This window comes from Algoriphagus lacus (assembly GCF_003583985.1).
GTDB classification, from domain to species: domain Bacteria; phylum Bacteroidota; class Bacteroidia; order Cytophagales; family Cyclobacteriaceae; genus Algoriphagus; species Algoriphagus lacus.
In genome coordinates this window covers 631,088-655,908 of sequence record NZ_QXML01000002.1, presented here as the reverse complement: position 1 = coordinate 655,908, position 24,821 = coordinate 631,088, and the positions used below count along the sequence as shown (strand labels likewise).

Sequence of the window (24,821 nt, the reverse complement as noted above, 5' to 3'; positions counted from 1 at the left end):
ACTGACTGACTTTTTTTGGCTGATTTTTTTATAAACGTCTCTTACTCCAATTTTTTCTTCTTTAAATCCATTCCCTATTTAGGGCAAAGCTCCTCAAATTTTCAGTCAGGAATGAGGGGGAGTTCTCTATCCTCAAGCTTTACTTACTGCTTCATTGGTTGACTGCCCCACCTGCCTCCTCCGACAAAATAACCCAGCGTGAAGCCAAAGTATTCATTGATGGCTTTGCCGACTACTTCGCCGTTTACACTTTGCAGATCGCTGCTGGGAACAAAGTTATACTCGGCACCGATTCGAAATTTCCCCAGTTCAACTCCTGCCCGAACCATGGGTGCCCAGGCAAAATTTGCCTTTAGGTCTCCTATTTCGTCTTCATCGATATCAGTATCATCGATGTCAATGTTGCTCAAAGCATAGTATCCAAATCCAGCCCCGATGTAAGGAGCCACCCTACCCTTGCCATAGTTGAAATAGTAGTTGGCTGTACCCAGGACAGATGCATTTCCGGCCAGTTCACCGATGTAATCATCCGGAATTTCATAGTAGACCACGTCTTTTGCCATTCCGGTGGCTCCCAGTCTTAATCCAAAAGCCAGATTATCCATAACCAGAATTTGAGGTTCGAGATTGACCAAGGCGCCTATGCCTCCGTCTTTGGGCGCTGCGGCACCCAAGTCCATTTGAAATCGGAATGAATCGGCACGCTGTGCATATGCAGTGCTAATGAATTGGAAAAGGAACAGAATTACGAGTAGTTTTTTCATGGTTTTGTTTTTTTGAGGCAGATGGCCCCCAAGTCTGAGTTTCAAACTTGGGAAAGGCCAATCTTTCATCGGTTTAGTTTTCATGGGTAAGACAATACTGGGGCACATGACCCCTATGCGGATGTTGGTTTTTTTGGAAATTTTTAGAGCAGATTAAAAAAATCGGAACCCAGCCTTAAATCCCCACCACAGCTGACTTCCCAAATCTTCAGGATAATACTTTTCATTGTGGACTTTGGGGCTGGAGTAGGCAAACAACTCCGGGTGATCGGTGAAAGAGGTGTCATAAACCCGGAAGTTAAACGTGGGTCCTCCATAAATCGCCAATTTCGGAGATATCTGAAATTCCCCACCCAGATAAAATCGATTCACCAGGTTGAGTGCTTCCACCTCCCCTTTGCTCAACTGCTCCGAACTCACCTCGATGTTAAGAAAGGTTTTCTTGCCCAATCTGGGCGAAGTACCGACTCCGTAGCCAAAAGACCAGGTAAGCTGATCATCGATTTCGGGCCGGATTCCGATAAATGGCATCGTGTAAAACTCACGCTTACCCGTCCGCAGAGCCAGATTCAGGGGAAGGATTTCATTGGCACCGATTTCCACTGCTTGGTAGCCTGTGCGGACCCAGCTGATGAGGCCAACCGGCACTCCACTCATGCTGTCTGCATAATTGATCAATCCCAGCTGAAATCCGTCCACTTTATTGGCAAAATTCAACAAGCCGACTTGTGACCCTTTGACATTTTTGGCTGCAAAATTCAGAACGCCTGCAACCTGTGTACCCTCCAGTTCTGAAGCGGTAAAATTCATTATCCCCGCCACTTGGACCCCTTCCACGGGTTTGGGGGAAAAGTTGGTAAGTCCGGCAATCTGTACTCCATCGACCGGCCCGGTGGTGAAGTTCATCAAGCCTGCAAGTTGGACCGCTTTGACAGAGTCCAAATTGGAATTGAACAGGCCTGCCAGTTGGACACCGTCCACTTTTCCTCCCACTTGATTAAACAATCCGGCCAGCTGTACTCCCAGCATATTACCGCGGTTGATATTGAACAGGCCGGCTAGTTCCAGACGATTGGTGCCTGCCGAATATCCTCCCAGCAGGTTAAACGAATAGTCATTTACCGCTGTGCCGGAATAGGTGCCGTTAGTCCCGACAAAAGGAACAAAGGAAAACTGGAAGCCCATGGAAGTGGTGTCGGTCAAATCCTTTCCGAAAGGATCAAATTTTAAAACCGATTCCCTTCCGTTGAAGGAAATTCGGAGTCCTGTTTTATCTGTATTTCCCAAACTGTCCGGGGCGGAAATTCCCTGAGGAGAATTTTGGGCCATGGAATTAAGATTTTCAGCGGCTACGGATTGGGTGGCAAAGAGACCAACGGCAATGAGAATTTTGTTGAATGTGTGCATGTCCTTGGTTTAGTTTCATGATTAGGACAAGCGAGGGATTTCTTACCCCTATGTGTTTTAAAAAAAAATCAGATTATTTTCTGATTCAGGGTAATGAAGATTTAAGAGATTCGAAAAATCAGATTATCGGACCTCTATTTTTCAATTTTCAATTACCGTTAAAAAAACCGGAAACCCGCCCGGAATCCCCACCAAAGCTGGGTTCCGATATCGTTGGTAGCATATAACTTTTCAGATTGAATCTTGGGACTCACATGGGAAAATAAATCCGGGTGACCAGAATAGGCAGAGTCATAAACCCGATAGTTAACAGTAGGGCCAGCATAAAGTCCGAATCCTTTGGCCAACTGGAAATCAAAACCCACATAGGCTTTGGTAATCAGGTTCAATGCTGCCACATTGCCTTTGTTCATCTGCTCCGAACTCAGCTCCAGATTTAGAAAAGTCTTCTTCCCCAGTTTTGGTGAAGTTCCAAGCCCGTAGCCAAATGACCATGTGGTGGAATCTGAAGGGTTGAGTCGCATTCCGGCAAACAGGATGTTGTAAAAACTTCGGGTACCGGTTCGGAGAGCCAAGGTAACCGGCATCACCTCGTTGGTTCCAATTTCAATGTTGTTGTAGCCCTTCCGAACAAAGCTGATCAAGCCTACCGGCGCACCGGAGATGCTGTCTGCATAGTTGAACAGGCCGACTTGGGAACCGTTAACCTTTCTTCCCACATTTAGAATGGCGCTGACCTGAGCGCCCTCGACATCTTTCAGCGCAACGTTGGAGACACCTGCCACCTGAGTTCCGCTTAATCCGGAGGTAGTCATATTCAGCACCCCTGCCAATTGTACTCCGTTAACTTCCCCGGTAGTAAAATTCACCAAGCCAGCGATCTGAGCGGCATCCACGGCATCCAGCGTTGCATTGGCCAGACCTGCCATCTGAAAACCGCTGACCTTCCCTCCAACCTGATTGAAGAGGCCGGCGATTTGCACGGACTGTACATCTCCCCGGTCGATGTTAAACAGACCTCCCAGTTCTGCCTTGGTCGTTCCTCCCGAAAAACCTCCCAGTATGTTGACCGAATAATCGTTGATCACACTCCCGGAGATCTTTCGGTTGGTGCCGACGAAGGGGATTAAGGAAAGCTGAAAATCCCGGTTTAAGGTATCCTTTACGTTTTCGGAGTTTCGGTATCCGACTGAGTTTTTGGTCCAGGACCAAAATTCCTTTGCCGAAGAGGCAAGACTTTTTCCCACTTCATCAAGTTTGACCTCCTCGGCTTTCAGTAGGATCTTTTGAAAAGAAGACTTCTCCTCCAGCAGTAAGGTGTCCGAGTAGTCTTTCTTGTTGACGATCAGCTCAAAGTTTTCTGAAGCGGGGTTTTTCACCTCAAACTGGAAATAGCCATACTCATCCGTGGTCGAGGACTGAAGCGTGATCGGATCGTAAATCGTCGCATCACGGATTCCCTGACCCGATTCATCCACCACATACCCGCTGATGACGACTTCCTTTGTTTCGGGTTTGGGAGTCAATATCACATACACTCCCTTTTGCTTGATTTGGACTTTTCCTTCAAAAATCACTTCCAGGACTTCTCTTAGCGGTTGGTTGGAAAATCTACCCGAGAAGGTTTTACTCACATCCAATACAGAAGAACTGTAAGAAAACACGCAGCCAGCTTCCTGAGAGAGGCGCTTCAAGAAACTATCAATCCGCTCGTTTTGTGCCGAAAGGGTAATTTTCTTCTCCAAAACCGGGATCTCCTGTGCCACTGAGGAAAAGGTGGATATAAACCCCATCAACAAAAAAAACAGCACAAGCTTTCTGCCCTTGCAATTGCCGGATTGCGCCAGAAAATTCAACTGGATTGATTGTCTTTTTAAACCCGCTGTCGACCGTGGACCGTGGTCTGTTGACCAAAAAATGTCAAAAACACCCATCCCCACTGATTCTGATTTTATCGCCTTCCTGACTGATTTGAAGTGAGAGCGTTTCAGCAATTACTCCCAGAATCGTGTCCAAGTCCTCATTTTCAAACGTGACCGTCAGTTTGCAGGTCAAGACATTCACGTCCAAGATTATTTCCTGTCCATAAACCGCTTCCAAGTCTGCGACTACCTGCTGCAGTTCTTCCTCGAAAAAGGAAAAGTTGCGTGTCTTGAAAGCCGTGACATTGGGATCGGCCACCTCCTTGAAAAACTCATCTCTGCCTTTGTGATAGGTCCCTTTCTCTCCTGCCTGAAGCGTGATTCCGGGTTGGGCTTTAGTGTAAAACCTGACTATACCCTCCTGCACCGAGACCTCCACGATCTCACTGTCAGGATACGCTTTGACATGGAATACAGTCCCGATATCCTCAATGAGCAGATTGCCCGTCTCAACCATCCAGTCAACTTTTTTGGATTCAGGAATGCTCACCACCGCTTCCCCGGAAAGGAGAATCGTCCCGGTCTTTTTGCGCTCGTTATATTCCACTTCCACTTGGGAATTCTGGTTCAGGGAGATTTCGGTTTGGTCCGGCAGTGTTTGAGTCACTACTTGGTTTTCGCTCACGAACTGGAATTCCTCCGGCTTGAAAAAATTCTCATAGAAAAGGAATGACAGGGCAAATACCAGGATCAAGCCTGCGGCAATTCCCCAGAAAGGGATCAAAAAGCGAGTCTTTTGGTCATTTCCTGAGATTTGGTCTTTTACTTTTTTCCAGGCTTTGTCTGTATCAAATTCAGCTTCATCAGGCAGCTGAGCTTTTTCAAAAATCAGCTTGGCATCATCCAGGTATTTCTGATTTTCAGGCGAAAGGGCACACCATTCCTTCAACTCCCGGATTTCTTCCCCGGTAGCTTCGCCGACGATGAACTTCATGATCAGCTCTTCCCGATATTCCTCGTCCTGAATCATCCTAATTCCAATAGTCGGTTCATTAATACTGCAATCAAGGGCAAATACTCTTTCAGGTGAATTCGCATGAGCTTCAGCGCTTTGCCCATTTGATTTTCGACCGTTTTGACAGAGAGATTCAACTGATCCGCGATTTCCTGATATTTCAATTCCTCAAACCTGCTCATCGTGAAAATCAGACGGCATTGCTCCGGTAAGCGTCCGATTGCCTGACGGATTTTTTCCTCCAGTTCTACGTGAATGGCTTCCTGATCTGCAGGGAAGGTAGTTTTCTCCTCCTCCGTAAGCTTCGAAGACAAGTACTTTTGCTTGACTTGCTCGTGTTTGAGCTCATTCAGGCAGGAATTCCTGACGGTCCGATAGAGGTAGGATTTGATGGAAGTCTCGATGGAGATGCTGGCTCTTTTCTCCCAAATCCCAATAAAAGCTGCCTGCACGATCTCCTCTGCTTCATCCGGGTCTTTCAGATAAGTCGTGGCATAGCGGCACAAGGACTGGTAGTAAGTTTTGAACAGCATCTCAAAGGCAGGGACTTGTCCTGATTTTATCTCTAAAAAAACCTCGTTTTCCGGAACCTGCATGGAGATCAAAAATGCATTCGGTGCAAGATACGGTTTTGGTTTCTTTTTAAACAGGACAACTCAAGGACCTTGTACCCCTATGCCCTGGCTAAATTTCTTTTTGGAATTATTGGGCAGTCCAAACGAGGAGGAGCTGATTCCGAAAAAATCGGGAAAGCCTGAATGGGGAAGACAATGTATTGCGAAACGAACCAACTCGGATAAAAAACTGAAGGTTGATTCAGGCCAACTCACCCTTTTTTGGTTGAGAAACCGTATGCGCTTCAAATCGCTTCTCAAATCCGGCATCCTCGGTTTTCATCCACACATCCCAAAAGGTAAAATAGAGGCCATAATTGCAGCGGTATTTCAGATGATGCTGGTCATGATGGGTGGCGCCCACCATCCAGCGGAAAAACGGCGAACGCAAGGCATCGCTAGGATAAACTTCCACTCCGGCATGGTTGATCACCGCCGTCACCGACATGGTAATCAGCAACGCAATCATCACCAAAAAATGCATGGGAAGGACCAAAATCAGCACCGGCAAAAAGATCGCCTGAAGGCCCCCCTCAATCGGGTGGAATGAAAACGAGGTGAAGGAACTCGTATAAAGACTGTTGTGATGAATGTGGTGAAAATGCCGGATCACCTTCGGCTGGTGCATCCAGCGGTGAAGCCAATAGTAATAGGTCTCATGGATAAACAGTGACAGGAAATAACTGGCTGGAATCCACAACAGATCCCACCAAGTGAGCTGGGTATAAAGTTGGGAAATACCCCTTTGCCAAAAGATCAAAATCAAGCTTCCGGCAAAAGCAAAAATGATGGCCCCGAGGAAGGAATACCAGATTTCCGTTCTCACCTGAGGCAGCCGAATCTGCTCATGCAGCCTTCGATAAGGCATTGCCTCTCCTAATTTTTTATAGACCAACTCATGGTAAATCCAGGCCAGGGCAAGGTACCTCAAAAAAATCCCAGCCAATAGAATGGTCAAGATCACCACAAAGTTTTTGGGCTGCGCGTAGTCGGTAGAAAGAAGCCAGTCGAGGTTGAAATCCATTTAAACTAAAATCTGATTGCCAGCATTCTATCCTTTATTCATAAACTAACCCAAGTTCCTAAGTTCAACAAAATTAAAAAAGCTTGGTTTCGGGCTGTTGCTTCTTTTTTTCAGAAAGAATGAATCGTACAATTTTTGATATTTTTCTTTTCAAATAACAAGCAGGTCAAGTCGCTTCTCGTATTGGTGTCCATTATTTCCCACTGGATTTATCCTCACCTACCAGCTGTACTACTTTAATCCAATCCGAAGGATTCTCAGGAGAAATCCCCATTAATTTCCATTACTCAAAAACTGCCACTGCCCTGACAGGAGAACCAGTTCCTCCCCGGATTTTAAGCGGAAAAGCAATAAAGCGAAACCGACCTCTACCGATCAGGCGGTGAAGATTGACCATATTTTCATAATGGGTAAAGCCCAGTTCTCCGCATATCCGGTGAACTTCCTTGTTCGAGACTTTCGGGACTCCTGGAGCAAGAGTTTCCACCCCAAAAGCGGAAATCCCCTTTTCACCCAACCAGCGTGCTGCAGCAGCAGAAATCCCAGGACCATGGATCCAATTATCCGTTCCGAAGTGTTTCCGGTAATGGTCTGTGCAAAGCAGCACGGTATCCCCTTTTCTGATCTCCAGGTCCGCTTTTCGACAGGCTTCGTCCAGCTCATTTGGTTCGATCAGTTCCAGCAAACCCTTGTGCGAAAAGTCCAGGCAAATCCCCTCGGTATAAAACATTGAAAGGGGCATGGTTTCGATGGATTGTCCGACAAACTGCCTTCCCATGTGGTTGAGTGCATCGACATGGGTGCCCGTATGTTCGCCCAATTCCAGTTTGAGAACGCTTGGAGTCTCGGTTTCCGGATTGGGGATGTTGTCCCATTGTTCGTGGGTAGCGTGGGTGCTGATTCGGACTTCGGGCAGCCCGTGGTAAACCGGCATTCCTGCGTAGATCTCCTGACTGAGATCGATGAGTTCTGTCATGGCGTTTTGGTCTTCGGTTTAAGCCTTCCCGATAAAATATTGCTTAGGTTAATTTTCCTTCGTCAGGCTAAAAAACTGATTCAAAAAAAGGCTTTTCCCGTGAAATACGGGAAACGGCGGCAGGGTGTTCAGGCTTATTTTTTTTAGCCAAGGAGGCTATTGATCCTCATTTATTAGCAAGTTTCATCCTTAGCAGGGGATAATCTTTCCCTTGATCGTCTTGGTCTGTGCGTTCATAGGTCTCAAACCCATATTTTTTGTAAAAATCAACCGCTTGAGAGTTATGCTCATTTACATCCACTAGATCGGCCTTCAACTCATTAACGGCAAAGTCCATCATTTTTCTTCCAAATCCTTTTCCGATATGATCCGGAGAAAGAAAAAGCATTTCCACTTTGTGTTCAGCTACCCCCAAAAAGCCTATTACCTCCTCACTTTGTAACAGGCAGTAAACATCCAACGCATTGAAATCGATCGTTTGGACAAATGCTTTGATCGATTGAAAATCTTCCGGCGATAAAAAGTCGTGTGTAGCAAGAACCGATTTCTCCCATACGTCGAGCAACTGGGCCCGATGCCGATCGGTATATTTTACGAGTTCGAGGTTTTGAAAATCAATCAATTGAAAAAATCAGTTGTTTATGCTTTGATCTGAGAAGTAACGGTCAAGGCTAAGAGCAGGCGGGCTTTAAACCCCGACCCCCTGTCCGCCACGACCAAGGTTTATTATAGGTAATCACTTTTAATTTGGCATTTCCCGCCCGCTTGCTCTTAGGTGATGCTACCAGCTTTTTTTATTTTAAGTATTTATCTTTTCATGCTTATTATATTCTTGTTTATTGTTTGGTTGTCAAACTATAAATCAATGTTTTTCTAAATTTCAAAAGTTCCTGGTCTTTTGGGGAGTTTAGAAGTCCTTGGTTTACTGAGTCAAGAGCTGATTGTAAATTGTCCATATCAGTTTGGATGCCCGCTTTTTCTTTATATCCATTTAAATAATCAGGATATTCTTTTAACAATAAATCTATTCGCTTCAATGCTAAATTATATTTCCTTTCTTTTCGAAATAAATTTGCAATTCGAAGCTCAACATCTTGATTGTATTCCTTCATAAGTTTCGGAAACTTATTTTTCATAAGGTTAATTTTAGATTTTTCTAGGTCGGATAATGCTTCCTCAAAAAACCTAAGTTTAATATTACAAAGTCCGCGATAATAATATCCAAAAAAATCATTTTCCATAGATTCAATAAGGACATTGCAATTACTTATACAGCCTATCCAATCTTTCAAGCTATATTGATTCTCAACTGTCTGTAGCGTCTGCCAATGCTTGTAAATCTTTCTAAAGTCTGATGGAATAGGAAGTGCTTTCATTTTTAAAATTGCTGGTAACGTTTTGCAGCTACCCGAAGGGCGGGACTTTTACCACAAAACTTGATTTGAAAAACTAATGTTTGATTAACCACTAAACTGTCTTTGAAACACGCAACCCCGCCTTTTGGGTAGGTGCTGTTACCTGCTGGCGTTCTGTCTGTCGTCATAGTTAGTCCATTTCAATTGATGTTTCCCAACCGTCATAATCACCGCCAATATCATTAGCGAGTTTCCATAAATAAATAACGTATTCGTCAACACTGTTTTGGTCAACCTTATCAATTCGTTTTATTTGAAGTCGGTAAGCAAATTCTCCCCAAGATTTGTCGCTGTCTTTGCTTACGATTGAGAAATTGTCATTTTTAATTTTCTCTAAAAAATTTTCTCTGTCGCTTTCCGATTTGAAGTAAATCCAATGAAATACTTCTCTTTCTTTTGTCAGGTTGTCACCGCCTTTTTCTAATTGTTCAATTACTCGTCGGTTTTGAATACTCTGAAATTGTTGCGGTAGTGGATATAAAAAGTCAAAATAGCCACCCCATTCTTTGTCTTCCTTTGAGCCAAAGTCAAATTGATATTTTGGATAAGCAACCATAACTTCTGAAATTGTCTTGTCGTAAAGTGTAGTGTCGCCAAAATAAAAATACAAATCTCTGTCACCGGCTGATGTAAGTCGTCCTACATAAATTGAGTTGTGTTTAGAAGTAATCTTGTCTACCAAAGCGTCTTCAATGTCGCCAAGTGTTCCGCTTTCTTCTTGAGATGAAAGTCCGTCTTCTCTTGGATTATTCATTTTAATAGAAACCCAAACAACATTTGGCTTATCTGTCATTGGTGCAACTTTTCGAAGTCCAAGGTCAACAAACAGAGAACCTAACTTGTCGTTTACGTTACTGAAATAAAACTCCCATTCTTCTTGATGTCCAACTTTGGGTTGAGAAGTTGATGTCGGTTGAGAAGGATTTGTCTTGCCGAATAATTTGTCAAAAAGTCCCATTGAAAATGCTGTTATTGTTAGTGCTAAAATATTTATTCCGATGATTAAGTTCTTGGTCATTGTCTCGATGTTGTGTCGTTCTACGCTTGCAGGTAACATCTGTGTTTGCGAAACTCTTTTGTCAGAAATCTTGACTTGGAAGGCCTTGTGAACTAGATGTTGGTGTTTTTTAATTACTTCACCCCAACCTACTAATTCCCTCTTGCATAAAAAAGCCCATTCCGGCTCGGTTTCACCGATTATCCGACAGCAAACGACTACAATCGAATACAAGCGCTTAGCAACCGACTTCTTTTTGCCCCACCTCCCAACTTTGGTTCATCAACAAGCCTCTGGCGAAAACATTAATCAAATCTTTCACAATCAAACTTTTAACATCATGAATGCGCTAAGAAACAAAGTTCAACTCATCGGCCGCCTCGGCGCCAAAATCGAAGTCAAAACCCTCGAGTCCGGCAAAGCCGTGGGACACGCCACACTCGCCACCAACGAGACCTACAAAAATCAAAAAGGTGAAAAGATCACCGAAACCACCTGGCACAACCTGGTCATCTGGGGCAAGCAGGCGGAAGTCCTGTCCAAGTACACCGACAAAGGCTCCGAGATCGGAATTGAGGGCAAGCTCACCAACCGATCCTACACCGACAAAAACGGGGAGAAAAAGTACATCACCGAGATCGTGGTCAATGACTTTCTCCTGATGGGCAAAAAGGAGAAAGAGGATTGAGATTCCAATTATCCTCTAAATGGAAAAGTGGTAAGTGATAGGGAAGATGTTTATTCCTTATCACTTACCACTTTTCTTTCTTTCAAATAAGGAAGGTACTATCAGTCTATTTGATCATTTCCTTCACAGCAGGTGCCGCTTTGGAGTCCGGATATTCCATACCCAGCAATTGGAAAATGGTACGGGCTACCATCGCGGAATGCCACTGCCCCTGAGTTTTCATCTCACCGCTTGCAGGCGTATCCGGCCCGATGGCCATCATCCAAATCTGATCTGCTTCCGGCACTGAAGTCCCATGACTCTTCCAGCTGGTTTTGCTGGTACCGCGACCATGGTCCACGGTAATGATCATGGTTGTTTTGTCCTTGTACTGCGGATCGGCTTGGACTGTTTCCCAGATTTCCCGGATGAAAGCATCCGTCTGCTTGGCCGACCAAATGTACTGATCGTACTTGCCTCCATGAGCCCAGTCGTCTGTCTCTCCATAAGCGATGTAGAGTACTTTTGGCTTATGCTTTTTGATGGCTTCCAGTGTGTAATGCTGCGTGAACGGATCCAATCGAACCCCTCCCCAAGGACCTCTGATTTCGGATTGAAGACGGTTGATTGTCTTTTCCACATCCGTCAGGTCATCGCCCTCCGCTTTGTCAAAACCAGCATTGACAGGAATTCCGCTTCGCTCCTCATTGACGATGTAAGGAAACACATCCCAGCTGCCAAAAGCCATCACCTTTCCTTTGAATTCAGGCTTTTGGTTCAGGTATTCCAGCAAGGTCACATTGGGATTATTGATTTTGGAGTTGCTGTTGATCCGTTCGTCATCAGCGAATCCGCTCAGGATTTCGTTGTAACCGGGATAGGAAAACCACATGTTGTTGCTGTTGTTGACCAGATTGCCATAGGCCCGGTTGCCGTAAAGTTGGCCCTGCTTGGCTATCGTACCCCAAAAGAACGGGAAAAGCATTTGCCTTCGAACGCTTGGGTCCTCATGCCAGAAATCCTCTAGGAGCGAACCCGGTGTATCGATCAATCCAGTATCATCGATCATCAGGGAATCTGCTCCTTTGAAAAGTTCCTGCCATCTCAATCCGTCAAAGGTAATCAGGATGATATTTTCGGTTTTGTAGGCTGAGTTTTGGGAAAAGGCATTTTGGGCAAAAACCACAAACATTGCCACGAAAAGGAACCTGAGCTTTTTCATTTTTAAATTCTGTTGGGGGTTAAAGAAAACCGCTGTCCGGTTGTGCCCAAACAGCGGGTTTTGATCATCATAAATTACAGCAAATTACTTCACATCCCACCACACTTTGGTAGTAATAGCATCAGCACCCTGTCGGGCTACTGCAGCTTTGTAATTTTCCTCATTCAAGGCCTGTACACTTCCCGGATACATAAATCTCACCGGAACCGTGTTGATAAAAGCTGCCGGACCCGGCTTGATATCCGGATATCCTGTACGCTTCCAGTCGTGCCACGCTTCCATTCCACTGAAGAAAAGCGCTAACCATTTCTGGGTTCCTATTTTGGTCAATTTCTCCTGACTTGTACCGGTATAAGCCACTTTCGGCTGAGCAAAGTATGCTTCATCCAAAACCAGCTTGCTGGCAATATTCGGTTGATTGATAAAGGTGTAGCGGGCTCGGTAGTAATCCACCGAAGCTTGAATCCCTTTTTTGTAATAGTCCTCAGCCGATCCGACAGTGATGAATCCCCGCTCTCTTGCTTCCGCCAGGATAAACTGAACTTCCGCATAGCTCATCAGGATTGCCTGATAGCCGGTTGGATTAGCCAAAGATGTACAGGCTTGGCAAGCCCACAATAGGCCGACCCTGGAAAGGAAATTTGATCCGCCTTTTGTTTTGTCTCCTGAAGGAGAATACTGAAGTGCTTCCTCATCACCGAGACCATTTGGCACACCCTCATATGCTGTCACAGCTCCGACTACTCCGGCTTTGGAGTCGGTTGTTGGTTGTGCAAAAGCAAACAATCTTGGATCGTTCAGATCTTTCAGTGTGCCTTCCAATTTTTCACTCAGTCTGTATTCGTCGAAGGAACCTGAACGATTCGTATAAAGCGGGTGCTGATTGGGCACATCGCCAAGGTATTGCAAAGCAGCTTCCTCGTTGGTACCGGTGAAAATTGGCGACTGAGTCGGATTGTTCAGGATGGCCTGCATGGCAGCCGAAGGATCTTTCCGATCAGACAGTCTCATCAAAATTCTCAACCGAAGTGAGTTGGCGAATCTTTTCCAACGGATCACACTTCCATTGAAAAGGATATCCCCATCCACCCGCTCAGCAGTGGTTCCGAGGAGGCTGTTTGCTTCTTCCAATTCAGTAAGAATGGCTGCATAGATTGCTTCCTGCGAATCAAACTTGGGATAGTTTACTCCGTCTTTGGCCTGAATGGCTTCAGAATATGGGATTTCGCCGTAGGCATCCGTCATGTATGAAAACAGGTGCGCCCTCATCACTTTGGCAATGCCCACATAGTTTTGCTCTTTGGCTTCACCGGAAATCTCAATGATGTTGTTGATGTCTCTTAGGGCATTGTAAAAAGAACCATACGGACTTCCCTGAGGTCCCCAGTTGTAGCGGTCCTCATTGGTAAACTGGATTTTGGCCGTGTATTGCATGACCACGTTTCCATATCCCCAGGCATTTCCGGCGATTTCGCTGGTCGTGCTTCGGATCACAGTAGGCAAAAGGAGTGCGGAAGATACTTTCTCCGGACTGTTTGGATTGACATTGATTTCTTCGAAATCCTTGTCGCAGCTGCTCAAACCCATGACCAAGGTCAGGGCGATTGCTGCAAAGTATTTTGTATTGAATTGCATGATTTCAGTCTTTTTTGATGTTTGAAAAATCAGCCGATTAGAATTTGACGTTCAGGTTGAATCCTATGCTTCGGGTCGACGGGAAAGACATGTCTTCCACACCTGGGATTAACGTTCCCCCACCCATGGCCATAGTCTCCGGATCGAAGTGAGGATTCTCTGTCCATAGTGCCAGATTTCGTCCCACTAGGGAGATTTTCACATCCTGGATAGGCATCTTTCCAAGCACTCTTTTCGGAATCGTGTAGCCGATAGTCACTTCTCGCAGCTTCAGAAAAGTCGCATCGTATTTGGCTGCCTCCACATTGTTTCGCTCATAATATCTGTTGTGCCAGTTTCGGGAAGTAATCTTGATGGTGTTTGGAGTGAAAGATCCGTCTGCATTTCGGATTACCCCTTCGGAAATAATCCCGTTACCTTCTACACTTAGGTCATATCCGTTTTCACGTCCGAAAAGCGTCTCTTCCAACTGACCGGAAGTAGATCCGATGGTCTTGGTTCGGGACACTACGATCCCACCGTGTCTGTAATCAAACAGGAATCCCAGTGAAATTCCTTTGTAGCTCAAATTATTCTGGATACCTAGCATCCAATCCGGATTGTAGTTCCCTTGGTTCTTCAAAGTTGGGCTGGTGATCGGCGTTCCGGAAGTGTTGTGAATGATCTGTCCGAAATAAGGTGAAGCAGGATCTTCGACTCGTGCAAAACCGGCACCGTAGATATTACCCATTCGTTCCCCTACCCTTGCCTGGATGTTGGCGCCATTTCTACCGGTCAGCGTGTAGGTATCCAATCCCTCTGTCAGTTCCAGTACATAGCCTCTGGTTCTGGTGAAGTTGGCGATGAAGTCCCATGTAAAGCCGGAAGCTGACTGAACCGGACGTCCGTTCAAGACCACTTCGATCCCCTTGTTTTGGATTTCACCAGCATTGATGATTCGGGATGCATAGCCTGTAGCGATGTCCAGTTCAATTGGGATGATCTGGTTTCTGGTTCTGTTATCAAAATACGTGAAGTCCAATCCCAATCTTCCTTCCATAAATCTGATGTCAAATCCTGTTTCAAAGGAACCGGTTCTTTCCGGTTTCAGGTCTGCATTGGAAAGTCGGTTGGATTCAGATTTTGCCTGAATAGTACCCCAGGCGGTAACTGAATTGTACACATTGGTCAAGGCATACGGATCTGTATCGTTACCCACTTCAGCATATGCACCTCTTACTTTCAGGAAGGATATGGCACCAGGCAAAGTGAAAATGTCGGAAATCACCGCACTCAGTGTAGCTGAAGGGTAGAAATAGCTATTGTTGTCTGCAGGAAGGGTGCTAGACCAGTCATTTCGGCCCGTTACGTCCAGGAAAAGGACGTTTTTGTAGCCAATCTGTCCAAATCCGTATAGGGAATTGATCCGCTTTTCGGAGGTAAACTGATTGACCTGAAGGTTTACAGCGGTGTTGGTAAAGTTGTAAATCCCCGGGATCAACAATTGAGGCGCTACGGTCTGCACATATCTGTTTTCCTGACGCATCGCATTTCCTCCCAAGGCAACGCTGTAAGACCATGTTGACTTTGTTGTTTCGGAATAAGTCAGCAAAAAGTCTGAGTTCTGCTCACTAAAGGACACATCATCTTCCCGGTAATTTCCTCTTGGGAATCGCTGGGTACTGAATGCTCGCCTTCTGTCTCTCAGTTCATTATAAGTATCCAAACCGGTTCTGAGCATCAGGCTCAACTTCGGAGTGAATTTGTATGTCGCGGAAATGTTACCAAAGATCCTGTCTTTTTCCTGCCCGTTGGTATTTTCATAGACGTTGAAATATGGGTTATCGTGGTAGTTGTAGTTGTAGTTAAACTGCTGCACGCCTTCTCTTCCTCTCATCCAATAGTCTTTCAGGCTGTTGTTGTTCAGCTGACGACCGTACCAAATGAAGAGGTACATCAAACTTTCCGTACCGTAGGAAATACTCGGACGGTTGCCACTGTCTGTGCGCTGGAAGTTGATGGCAGAATTCACCGTCAGCTTGTCGGTCACGTTGATTCCACCGTTCATGGCGATGGTATTTCGCTTCAGGTCGGTGTTGGGTACTGTTCCGGTTTGATTCAGGTTGGTCCAAGAAAGTCGGATGTTTGATTTTTCGTTGGACCCTTCCAAAGAGATGTTGTTGGACAGGGTAAGACCGGTTTCGAAAAACTCATTTACGTTGTCCGGCTGAGAAACCCAAGGAGTCGGAGTGATCGTGCTTCCATCTGGAGCATTCAAGTCCCCCCCACGGAATCCTTCCACGTTTCGCGGAGAGTCAAACTGCGGAGTCGAGAATCCTTTATCCAGTTCAGGACCCCAGCTTTCATCCACCCCATCAGCTGTACCGGCACCTGCACCGTTGACAAAAGCAAACTGACCGTTATTTCCCTGTCCGTATTTATCCTGCCAGTCTGGAAGTCTCAATACATTATCAAAAGTCGTGTTGGAGTTGATTGTCACACCCAGGCCTTTTTTGCCTTTTCCGGTTTTGGTGGTGATCAAGATCGCACCGTTTGCAGCTCTTGAGCCATATAGTGCAGCTGCTGCCGGGCCTTTTAGGACTGTCATGGAAGCAATGTCATCTGGGTTGATTTCACCTGCCGCATTTCCATAATCCACCTCCTGATTTCCGGATCCGGATGAACCCACGATGTTGTTGGAAATCGGAACACCGTCCACGACAAAAAGAGGCTGGTTGGCATTGATATTCAAAGAAGATTCGCCACGTATAATTACCCGCGAAGAGCCACCCAAGCCAGTAGAGCTATTAGTTACCTGCACGCCGGCAACCCGTCCACTCAAGGAATTTATCACGTTGGTTTCACGGGCTTCGGTAAATCTGGCTCCGTCTACCGCCTGCACTGAATAGCCAAGGGCTTTTGTTTCCCGCTCGACACCAAGAGCAGTTACCACTACTTCAGTGAGCGCTACCCCTTCGGAAAGGATGATGTTAATCATGGAAGAATTACCGACTACTTGCTCTTTAGTCTCAAATCCAACAAAGGAAAAAACCAAGGTTTCCGTACTTCCTGCTTCGATCGAGTAGGAACCGTCCACATCAGTTACCGTTCCACGGGTGGTCCCTTTTACCAGGACAGTTGCTCCGGGTAAGGGTTCATTATTCACGTCACTAACCTTTCCCGTAACCCGGATTTGTTGGGCGAAGGAAAAATTGAGGATGAAGATCAGACAGGCTGTCATCATCCCTTGCCAAATGCTTTTTTGAGCAATCATTTTAAAGTAGAGGTTTGGAATATGAATTCTTTTATGGGTAAAAATTTTCCCAAACCTATACCTCCACTGTTCCCTCGGGATTAATCCGGTTTTATCAAAAAGTGAATTAATTCATTGTTAAGCGCCATTTTTAATCAAAACAGGCTCTTCTGATTTGAACAGTCATGAATAAATTCCTTAACACAGCTTCATGGATTTCTCAAAAATTAAGTACCTGTTACCGGAACATCACGAACCGATAAACATAAAAAGAGCTCCCTCATCAGGAGCCCCTTTCAATCAATCCAAAAATAAATTTTAGAGCAGGTTAAATCCGCCTTTAACCAAAACAACTGACTTCTCATCCAGTCCGTCCACCGGCTCAATCGCAACGTTGGTTTTGTTTTTCGCACCCGGGATCACCTTCACTTTGTCCAACTTGTAGCCTTGGGCACTTTTTTCCTTTTGTACCAAAATGAAATACTCTCCATCCACTTCAATTAGCGCATCCTCAGGTAAAGCCCAGGAGGACTGAGGATCGAGTTGAACCTTTGCCTGAACGAACATTCCCGGGATCAACTTGACCACCTCTTTTTCATTCACCAAATCCGCATGGACATTGATCTGACGCTGTTCATTGATCGCCTGCCCCACCACATGAATCTGGGCCATGAGTAGCTGACCGGGAGAATCCGGCATCGAAATCTCCACTTTCTGTCCGACGTGAATCCGGCTGGCATCTTTTTCAAATAGGATCAACTCGATATGCAAATGATCCTTATTCAGCAAAGAAATTGCCTTTCCGGAGGCAGGAAGAAATTGGCCGGGAGCTACAAAGACTTGCTCCACAAACCCTCTGATTGGAGAAATAACGGGTACTTTGGATCTGATATTGGCGGGAGTCAGTTGGTCTGCATCTATGTTGATCAGACTAAGTTGCTTTTTCAAACTCTGACTTTTAGCCAGTGCGCCTTGATAATCCGCTTCTGCTTTGAGGTAATTTTTCTGTGCTGAGATCTGCTCTCCATAGAGCGTCTTCTGTCGCTCAAATTCCGCTTTCAAATAGGCCAGTTGACTGGTCGTCTCCAGGTAATCCTGCTGCAGGCGGATGAATTCAGGGTTTTCCAGATAAAACAGCGTCTCGCCTTTACGGACTGTCTGTCCCTCGATGAGTTTGAGGTCACTGACATATCCCCCAAAGTATGCAGAGATTTCCTGCATGCCCTCCACAGGAACCTTAACAGTACCCTGCACGTCTACCTCACTGGAAAAATCGCCTTGATGAGGACTTCCCCACTCCATTTTCATGGTGTTAAACTGCTCCTCCGTCAGAAAAATCCCCTCAGATCCCTCAGGAGCTTCAGTTACTTCAATTCCTTCCAGGTCTGAATTTTCGGTTTTTCCACATCCTAAAATCGTCCCCGTAATCAGGACAAGGAAGCCAAGCAGGAAAATATTGGAATGATTTGCTTTCATCAGTTATTCAGGTAAACAAGTTCTAATTGATTGATTTGGTAATCCAACCTTGCCTGCAAATACTGCAGGGTGATGGTTCTGGAATTTTCGATCAGCTGCACGTACTGGAGAAAATCAATTTCCCCTTCTTTGAACGAGCGAATTGCCTGGTCGCGAAGTTGAGCCGAAAGGGTTTTTCCTTCGGTTTCATAATAGTCTATTACCTGCTGGTTTTGGGCGAGCGCAGTCTGGATTCTGGTGTAGTTGGTCTGAAGTTGTTGCTTAAAAGCTTCAGATTCGAGCAGGATTTGCTCTTGCTGATATTTCCCGGCTTTCACCTTGGCTGTGTGCGAACCAAAGAAAAGCGGAATGCCTATTCCTGCCTGAAACCCCGGATAAACCTTGGCAGCTTCTCCCGGATTGGTACCCCGAAAAAGATCCAAATTCACATCCGGAAGCATGGTCCTGCGATCCACCTTTACTTGGCTTTCAGCTCGTAGATAAGCAGATTGATACAACATCAAAGCAGGATGATTTTCCACATCCAATGGTCCATCAAACGAAAACTCTTCGCTGATCAGATCAATTTCACCTTCAATGTTCAAAAGCTGACGAAGCTGATTTTTGGTAATCTCAAAATTTCGAAGAGCTTCTGCCTTCTTCAGGCCCATTTCCCGTTGCTTGCTTTCCGCAGTGAGCTTTTCCAGAAGATTGGACTCCCCTGTTTCCAGTCTACGGGTCGCTGCCCGGGCAAATTCCCTGTACAAGCTGTCCAGGTAATTGTAGTTCTGCTCCAGCTCTTTCCAATATAAAGCCCGGACAAAAGTCTGACTGACATCCTTTTTCAAGGCTCTACCAGTCAGCTCGAGTTGGGCTGTCACCTGCATTTCTGAAGCCTGAAGCACATTTTTCTGTGCGGCGTAAACAGAAGGAAAATCAAAACTTTGCCTCACGCCCCACACCCGGTTGTACACTCCGTTTTCGGCGATGTCGTTTTTGTCAAAGCCATAGTACACCTGCGTTTTATTGATTGTCCAGCCAGCTTGACTTCTGGCAGAAGCCGATTCCAGACTTTTTTGAGCGGCCTGCAAACTCAGGTTTTGCTCCTGAGCAATTTGAAGTGCTTGGTTTAGGCTAAGTTGCTTCACCTCATTTTGGGAAAAAGCCGGTAAAGCCAAACCTGTGATCAGCACCAGAATCATAGCCACAGACTTGGGAGGCTTAATGCTTCCGTCTTTCCGGGTATTGAAAATCACATACAAAACAGGTAAAACCACCAGAGTCAACAACGTGGCCGAAATCAATCCCCCAACTACCACTGTAGCCAATGGACGCTGTACCTCAGCACCAGCCGAACCGGAAACAGCCATCGGCAAGAATCCCAATGCAGCAGCCGAGGCAGTCAACAATACCGGACGCAAGCGTTCTTTAGCGCCTATTACTACCAGTTCCTGAATAGAGGAAAATTTATCTTTCATGGATTTGAAATGTTCGATCATCACAATACCGTTGAGGACGGCTATACCAAAAAGGGCAATAAAACCCACACCGGCAGAAATACTGAAGGGCATGTCTCTCAACCAAAGCAAAAGCACTCCACCGATCGCAGAAAACGGAATCGCAGTGTAAATCATAAAGGCATCTCTGGTGGAGGAAAATGCGAAGTACAACAGGATGAAAATCAGAATCAGCGCCACAGGAACTGCGATCATCAATCGGCTCCGTGCCTGCTGCAGGTTTTCAAACTGTCCTCCGTAATCCACCCGATAACCTTCCGGAATATCAATCTTGGCCACGATGGCCTGGATATCATCCACCACAGACTGCAAATCCCGGTTTCGTACGTTGACGCCGATCACTACCCTTCGCTGCGTATTGTCACGGGAGATTTTAGCTGGACCTTTGGTATAGGAAATTTTCGCCAGTTCACTGAGCGGTACACTACCGCCTGTAGGAAGCTGAATAGCTGCATTTTCAAGATGGGTGATGTCCTTGCGGAAAGGCTCAGCAAACCTCACTACGAGGTCAAATTGCTTTTCTCCTTCAAAAACGGTTCCTGTACTCAAACCTGCAAAACCCATCGTCACGACCTGATTGAGGTCTTCGACATTGAGTCCGTACTTGGATATTTTTGCCCGGTCATACTCTATTTTCATCTGGGGTAAACCGTCCACTTTTTCCAAAATGATATCCGCAGCACCTTCCACTCCCTGAATTGCCGCCTCAATTTCCTGGGCAGTTGCCAACAGCACATCCAAATCCTCCCCGAAAACCTTGATCGCCAAATCTGCCCGTACCCCAGTAATCAACTCGTTGAAGCGCATTTCGATAGGTTGGGTGAATTCAAAATCCAAACCGGGAATCGCAGCCAGGGCTTTTTTGAATTCTTCGGCTAGTTCGTCTTTGGTCTCCACCGTAGTCCATTCAGAAGGAGGATGTAATGTCACGATGACGTCACTTTCTTCCATTGACATCGGATCAGTAGGAATCTCCGCTGCACCGATCCGTGTTACCACCTGATTCACTTCCGGAAACTTCATCAGGATTTCCTCTATTTTGGTGATGGTCTCCACGGTATTGGAAAGAGTGGTTCCTGTTTTCAATACGGGTTGGATTACAAAGTCGCCTTCATCCAAAGTCGGCACAAACTCCGAACCCATGGTGGAAAAGAGATAAAACGTTCCCACAAGGATAGCGACCGCACCAGCAAGTACAGCTTTGCTGTGCTTCAATGCCCAATGGATCGTTGGCTCGTAGATTTTATTGAGAAAGTTGATCAGTCTGACCGAAATGTTTTTCGGTCCGGGAGCTTCTGATTTCAGAAAAAGGGAAGAAACAACCGGTACATAGGTCAATCCCAAAATCATCGCCCCGATCAGTGCAAAGCTGAATACTTCAGCCATCGGACGGAACATTTTTCCCTCCACACCGGAAAGTGAAAGAATCGGAATGAATACAATGATGATAATGACCTGGCCAAATACAGCCGAATGCATCATTTTGGAGGCTCCTCCAAAGGAGATTTTATCCTTTTCTGCTTGCTTTTGTTTTGGGGTAAGTCCGGAGTGTAAGGCCGTAGATTTGGTAAACTGATAGGCAATAAATTCAACGATGATGACCGCACCGTCAATGATTATCCCAAAGTCTATTGCTCCCAAACTCATCAGGTTGGCATCCACTCCGAAGATGTACATCATCGAAAGCGCAAAGAGCAAACTCAACGGAATCACCGATGCCACCACCAGGCCTGACCGGAAATTTCCAAGTAGCAACACCACCACAAAAATCACAATAAGGCAACCCAAAATGAGGTTTTCGGCAATGGTGAAGGTCGTTCGGGCGATCAGTTCGGAACGATCCAAAAAGCCGTTGATCACGATTCCTTCCGGAAGGGTGTTTTCCATTTCAGCGATACGCTGTTTTACCCGATCAATCGTTCCCTTGCCATCCGCTCCTTTGAGCATCATGACCTGACCAAGGACTTTTTCACCTTCTCCATTGGCTGTAATTGCACCAAAGCGATTGGCATGACCAAAACGAACTTCGGCAATATCCCGGATGTAAACCGGAGAGCCATTACGAACTTCAACTACAATATTCCCAATATCTTCCAGGCTGCTAACCAACCCCTCTCCACGGATAAAAAAGCTCTCGTTGGTTTTTTCAATGTAGCTTCCGCCTGCCACGGAGTTATTTTTGCTCAGCACCTCGTACACGGTAGCCAGGTTGATATTCATTCCTTTCAATCGCTCAGGATTGATCGCTACTTCGTATTGCTTCAGGTATCCTCCCCAAGTGTTGATTTCCACAACACCGGAGATCCCTGCCAACTGCCTACGGACCACCCAATCCTGAATCGTTCGCAAGTCAGTAATGGAATATTTATCCTCATAACCTGGCTTGACGTCAATGACGTATTGGTAAATCTCCCCCAAACCTGTGGAAATCGGCCCCATGAACGGTGTGCCGAAGCCCTGAGGAATTCGCTCCTGAGCCATAATTAACCGCTCTGCAATCAGCTGCCTCGGGAGATAGGTGCCCAAATCCTCCTCGAAAACAATAGTCACAACCGAAAGCCCAAATTTGGAAACTGACCGGATTTCCTTGACTCCCGGAAGATTGGCCATTTCCAGCTCGACAGGATAAGTCAAGTACTTTTCAACGTCCTCTGTAGCAAGATTCCGTGAGGTGGTGATGACCTGGACCTGGTTGTTAGTCACATCAGGAACTGCCCCAATCGGAAGATTGGTAAGGGCAAAAATCCCAAACCCCAGCCATACGGCAATAAAAATGAAAATGATGAGTTTGTTGCCAATACTCCACTGAATGATGCGGTCTAGCATGAACTTGAGGAATTTTGACTCAAAGGTCAATTCGCACCCTTAGTTCAATCTTAGGTGATTCTTAAGATTTGCTTAAGAAAGTGGAAAATCAAGTCTAAAAACGCTGCCTTTGCCTTTTTTGCTTGACACGGAAATCTTTATTCCGGACTCCAGAGCCAGCTTTTTGACAATGGCAAGACCCAACCCGGTACCTGCAATGGATCGGTCCACGACTTCTTTTTCTCTAAAAAAAGGATCGAAAATCTTCTCCAAATGCTCCGGAGAAATGCCCATTCCCTCATCACAGATTTCGATATAGGGCAGGCCTTCCTGAAGACCCGTTTTTACCAAAATTTCAGATTGGGTGCCTGAATATTTCACGGCATTTTGGATCAGATTGCTCAGGATCATCTGAAGTGATTTTTCATTGGCTTTGACAAAAACCGGAACTCCGGATTCACATCTGAAACTGATTTTGCGGTGGAGATCCTTGGCTGACTGGTCAGTAATTTCCTCCAAAAAAGTGATCAACTCCAATTCCTCTTTTATCAAATTCTTCCCCTTTTCTTCCCTTGCCAAAGCCAACAATTGGTCAATGGTCGCCGACATCCGGTCAATGCTCGCAAAGGATGCTTTGATTTTCTCCACATATTCCTCCGATGTCCTAGGCTTTCGAATCAGCACTTCCAGAGTTCCCCGAAGTACCGAAAGTGGCGTCCGAAGTTCGTGGGATGCATCAGAAGTAAACTGCTTTTCCCGATTCAAGGCGGATTCCAAGCGCTCAAGTAACTCATTGATCGAGCGGGTCAACTGCCCGATTTCATCATTGGGTTCTGCCACTGGAACGCGCTCATTGAGGTTGCTTTGGGTGATTTGATTCGTCTTGCGGATGATTTCCTGGATCGGTTCGATACTTTTTCCTGCCAGGTACCTCATGGTCAAAAAGAGGGAAAGTAAAATCCCGGGATAGAGAATCAGGAGGACATTTCTGAGATTATTGAGCAATTCGCGGGAATCTTCAAAGGACTTGGCCAAGAGAAGATAGCCTTCATGCTTTCCTTCGTTGAAAAGCGGAATCTGCATTTGCCGCACTTCACTGGCTCCGATTTTCAACGTGACCGCTTCCTTTTGTTCAGATTTTTCCGGAGAAAAACTGAGGTGATTTTCGCGAAGATTAGGGGAGCGATCCATGGATTTCCCTTCCAGATCGACGATTTCGATAAAAATCGGGTTGAGCTGGATTTGGCTATGTTCCATCTCCTGCCATTCATCCATATGCAAAAAGCGAATATCCCCGTTGACCAAAAATATCTGATCCTTGTGCTTGTCTGTTTCCAGTCCGAGTTCCCGATCGATATTGCTGACCACAGTGTAATTGGCCACCAAATAAATAATCCCAAAAACCACCAAAATGATTCCGGAAGTGACCAGAGTAAGCCGGCCGGCGATCCGCTCCTTATAGGCAAGTTTTTTCATAGTTCCTTTGCCATATAGCCCACTCCACGAATCGTCTGAATGTAGTCCTCGTCCTTCTGGAGATTCAGCTTTTTACGAAGGGAATTGATAAAGACATCGATCACTCCGGTGTTGTAGTCAAAATGAATGTCCCAGACACTTTCGATGATGCGGGTTCGTCGGCACACCTTGTTTTTATTCCGGATTAGGTACTCCAATAAGGCAAATTCCTTTTGGGTCAACTGAACTTCCTCTTCCCCTTTCAACACCAAATGCCGATCCGGGAAAATGGATATCGGACCTAAGCTCAGCTTATCCTCCGATCCAACTTTCCCTCTCAACTGCACCCGAATTCTTACCAGCAATTCTTCAAAGTGAAAGGGCTTTTTGATGTAATCATTGGCCCCGGACTGGAGACCGAAAACTGTCTCGTCCAAGGTGTCTTTGGCCGTAAGAAAAATAATCGGTGTCTCTGGAAATTCCCTTCGGAATTGCCGGGTCAATTCAATGCCGCTCATACCCGGCAGCATCCAGTCAAGAAGTAGAAGATCGTAATTACCCGAAAGTGCGAGTTCAAGTCCTTCTTTTCCATTATCTGCGACATCGACAGCAAAAGCTTCCTCCTCCAATCCCTGTTTAAGGAAATTGGAAATTCCGGGTTCGTCTTCTACTATCAGGATGCGCATCGGATTGGATTACAGCAACAAAAATCAAAAATTCGGAGGAAAATCAGTGATTTGCTCCCTTAAGATTCACTTA

At 45.7% G+C, this 24,821-nt stretch carries 18 protein-coding genes; 1 reads left to right on the top strand and 17 read right to left on the bottom strand.

What is annotated here, in order from left to right; genetic code table 11:
- Positions 1-143: 143 nt before the first annotated feature.
- The 10 genes from D0X99_RS06970 to D0X99_RS06925 all read right to left on the bottom strand — a co-directional run bounded on the left by D0X99_RS06970 (position 144) and on the right by D0X99_RS06925 (position 10,095).
- Positions 144-764 carry a hypothetical protein gene (locus tag D0X99_RS06970; RefSeq protein WP_119476998.1) on the bottom strand — a complete coding sequence of 207 codons (621 nt, stop codon included), beginning with the start codon at positions 762-764 and terminating at the stop codon, positions 144-146.
- Between the two features lie 153 nt (positions 765-917).
- Positions 918-2,171: a hypothetical protein gene (locus D0X99_RS06965; RefSeq protein WP_119476895.1), complete on the bottom strand. Its 1,254-nt coding sequence runs from the start codon at positions 2,169-2,171 to the stop codon at positions 918-920.
- A 158-nt stretch (positions 2,172-2,329) separates the two neighbouring features.
- Positions 2,330-4,027: a carboxypeptidase-like regulatory domain-containing protein gene (locus tag D0X99_RS06960; protein ID WP_233553673.1), complete on the bottom strand. Its 1,698-nt coding sequence runs from the start codon at positions 4,025-4,027 to the stop codon at positions 2,330-2,332.
- Positions 4,028-4,091: 64 nt separating this feature from the next.
- Positions 4,092-5,063: a FecR family protein gene (locus D0X99_RS06955; protein WP_119476894.1), complete on the bottom strand. Its 972-nt coding sequence runs from the start codon at positions 5,061-5,063 to the stop codon at positions 4,092-4,094.
- Positions 5,060-5,644 (bottom strand): RNA polymerase sigma-70 factor, encoded by a 585-nt coding sequence (locus tag D0X99_RS06950; RefSeq protein WP_119476893.1) that lies wholly within the window; start codon positions 5,642-5,644, stop codon positions 5,060-5,062. The genes D0X99_RS06955 and D0X99_RS06950 overlap by 4 nt, the downstream gene beginning before the upstream one ends.
- Before the next feature lie 220 nt (positions 5,645-5,864).
- On the bottom strand, positions 5,865-6,686 hold the full coding sequence (locus D0X99_RS06945; protein WP_119476892.1) for a sterol desaturase family protein: 822 nt from the start codon (positions 6,684-6,686) through the stop codon (positions 5,865-5,867).
- Positions 6,687-6,969: 283 nt separating this feature from the next.
- Positions 6,970-7,662, bottom strand: coding sequence for a cyclase family protein (locus tag D0X99_RS06940; protein ID WP_119476891.1), 693 nt, complete (start codon positions 7,660-7,662; stop codon positions 6,970-6,972).
- Positions 7,663-7,828: 166 nt separating this feature from the next.
- Complete coding sequence (locus D0X99_RS06935; RefSeq protein ID WP_233553671.1) at positions 7,829-8,284, bottom strand: GNAT family N-acetyltransferase; 456 nt, start codon at positions 8,282-8,284, stop codon at positions 7,829-7,831.
- A gap of 214 nt (positions 8,285-8,498) precedes the next feature.
- Complete coding sequence (locus D0X99_RS06930) at positions 8,499-9,038, bottom strand: tetratricopeptide repeat protein (protein WP_119476890.1); 540 nt, start codon at positions 9,036-9,038, stop codon at positions 8,499-8,501.
- Positions 9,039-9,207: 169 nt separating this feature from the next.
- Positions 9,208-10,095 (bottom strand): DUF695 domain-containing protein, encoded by an 888-nt coding sequence (locus D0X99_RS06925; RefSeq protein ID WP_158587683.1) that lies wholly within the window; start codon positions 10,093-10,095, stop codon positions 9,208-9,210.
- A 319-nt stretch (positions 10,096-10,414) separates the two neighbouring features.
- Between D0X99_RS06925 and D0X99_RS06920 the strand changes: the two genes are divergently transcribed.
- Positions 10,415-10,762, top strand: coding sequence for a single-stranded DNA-binding protein (locus tag D0X99_RS06920; RefSeq protein ID WP_119476995.1), 348 nt, complete (start codon positions 10,415-10,417; stop codon positions 10,760-10,762).
- A gap of 106 nt (positions 10,763-10,868) precedes the next feature.
- Here the strand turns inward: D0X99_RS06920 and D0X99_RS06915 are convergent, their stop codons facing one another.
- From D0X99_RS06915 to D0X99_RS06885, 7 genes are all read right to left on the bottom strand, one after another.
- Positions 10,869-11,963 carry an alkaline phosphatase family protein gene (locus D0X99_RS06915; protein ID WP_119476888.1) on the bottom strand — a complete coding sequence of 365 codons (1,095 nt, stop codon included), beginning with the start codon at positions 11,961-11,963 and terminating at the stop codon, positions 10,869-10,871.
- A gap of 84 nt (positions 11,964-12,047) precedes the next feature.
- The gene (locus tag D0X99_RS06910) at positions 12,048-13,598 is read right to left on the bottom strand and encodes a SusD/RagB family nutrient-binding outer membrane lipoprotein (RefSeq protein WP_119476887.1); all 1,551 of its coding nucleotides are present in this window, start codon (positions 13,596-13,598) and stop codon (positions 12,048-12,050) included.
- 37 nt (positions 13,599-13,635) lie between these two features.
- Positions 13,636-16,851, bottom strand: a complete 3,216-nt coding sequence (locus D0X99_RS06905) for a SusC/RagA family TonB-linked outer membrane protein (RefSeq protein WP_119476886.1) — start codon at positions 16,849-16,851, stop codon at positions 13,636-13,638.
- A 297-nt stretch (positions 16,852-17,148) separates the two neighbouring features.
- Complete coding sequence (locus D0X99_RS06900; protein WP_119476885.1) at positions 17,149-18,306, bottom strand: efflux RND transporter periplasmic adaptor subunit; 1,158 nt, start codon at positions 18,304-18,306, stop codon at positions 17,149-17,151.
- On the bottom strand, positions 18,306-22,628 hold the full coding sequence (locus tag D0X99_RS06895) for a CusA/CzcA family heavy metal efflux RND transporter (RefSeq protein ID WP_119476884.1): 4,323 nt from the start codon (positions 22,626-22,628) through the stop codon (positions 18,306-18,308). Before D0X99_RS06895 ends, D0X99_RS06900 begins: the two co-directional genes overlap by 1 nt.
- 72 nt (positions 22,629-22,700) lie before the next feature.
- Positions 22,701-24,083, bottom strand: coding sequence for a sensor histidine kinase (locus tag D0X99_RS06890; protein WP_119476883.1), 1,383 nt, complete (start codon positions 24,081-24,083; stop codon positions 22,701-22,703).
- Positions 24,080-24,748: a response regulator transcription factor gene (locus tag D0X99_RS06885; RefSeq protein ID WP_119476882.1), complete on the bottom strand. Its 669-nt coding sequence runs from the start codon at positions 24,746-24,748 to the stop codon at positions 24,080-24,082. The genes D0X99_RS06890 and D0X99_RS06885 overlap by 4 nt, the downstream gene beginning before the upstream one ends.
- Positions 24,749-24,821: the final 73 nt, after the last annotated feature.

What these genes read in the sequence shown, in the direction of transcription:
- D0X99_RS06920 (WP_119476995.1), top strand. Translation starts at nt 10,415, where the DNA reads ATGAATGCGCTAAGAAACAAAGTTCAACTCATCGGCCGCCTCGGCGCC.
- D0X99_RS06895 (WP_119476884.1), bottom strand. Translation starts at nt 22,628, where the DNA reads ATGCTAGACCGCATCATTCAGTGGAGTATTGGCAACAAACTCATCATT.
- D0X99_RS06905 (WP_119476886.1), bottom strand. Translation starts at nt 16,851, where the DNA reads ATGATTGCTCAAAAAAGCATTTGGCAAGGGATGATGACAGCCTGTCTG.
- D0X99_RS06910 (WP_119476887.1), bottom strand. Translation starts at nt 13,598, where the DNA reads ATGCAATTCAATACAAAATACTTTGCAGCAATCGCCCTGACCTTGGTC.
- D0X99_RS06915 (WP_119476888.1), bottom strand. Translation starts at nt 11,963, where the DNA reads ATGAAAAAGCTCAGGTTCCTTTTCGTGGCAATGTTTGTGGTTTTTGCC.
- D0X99_RS06930 (WP_119476890.1), bottom strand. Translation starts at nt 9,038, where the DNA reads ATGAAAGCACTTCCTATTCCATCAGACTTTAGAAAGATTTACAAGCAT.
- D0X99_RS06945 (WP_119476892.1), bottom strand. Translation starts at nt 6,686, where the DNA reads ATGGATTTCAACCTCGACTGGCTTCTTTCTACCGACTACGCGCAGCCC.
- D0X99_RS06950 (WP_119476893.1), bottom strand. Translation starts at nt 5,644, where the DNA reads ATGCAGGTTCCGGAAAACGAGGTTTTTTTAGAGATAAAATCAGGACAA.
- D0X99_RS06940 (WP_119476891.1), bottom strand. Translation starts at nt 7,662, where the DNA reads ATGACAGAACTCATCGATCTCAGTCAGGAGATCTACGCAGGAATGCCG.
- D0X99_RS06970 (WP_119476998.1), bottom strand. Translation starts at nt 764, where the DNA reads ATGAAAAAACTACTCGTAATTCTGTTCCTTTTCCAATTCATTAGCACT.
- D0X99_RS06925 (WP_158587683.1), bottom strand. Translation starts at nt 10,095, where the DNA reads ATGACCAAGAACTTAATCATCGGAATAAATATTTTAGCACTAACAATA.
- D0X99_RS06955 (WP_119476894.1), bottom strand. Translation starts at nt 5,063, where the DNA reads ATGATTCAGGACGAGGAATATCGGGAAGAGCTGATCATGAAGTTCATC.
- D0X99_RS06890 (WP_119476883.1), bottom strand. Translation starts at nt 24,083, where the DNA reads ATGAAAAAACTTGCCTATAAGGAGCGGATCGCCGGCCGGCTTACTCTG.
- D0X99_RS06900 (WP_119476885.1), bottom strand. Translation starts at nt 18,306, where the DNA reads ATGAAAGCAAATCATTCCAATATTTTCCTGCTTGGCTTCCTTGTCCTG.
- D0X99_RS06965 (WP_119476895.1), bottom strand. Translation starts at nt 2,171, where the DNA reads ATGCACACATTCAACAAAATTCTCATTGCCGTTGGTCTCTTTGCCACC.
- D0X99_RS06885 (WP_119476882.1), bottom strand. Translation starts at nt 24,748, where the DNA reads ATGCGCATCCTGATAGTAGAAGACGAACCCGGAATTTCCAATTTCCTT.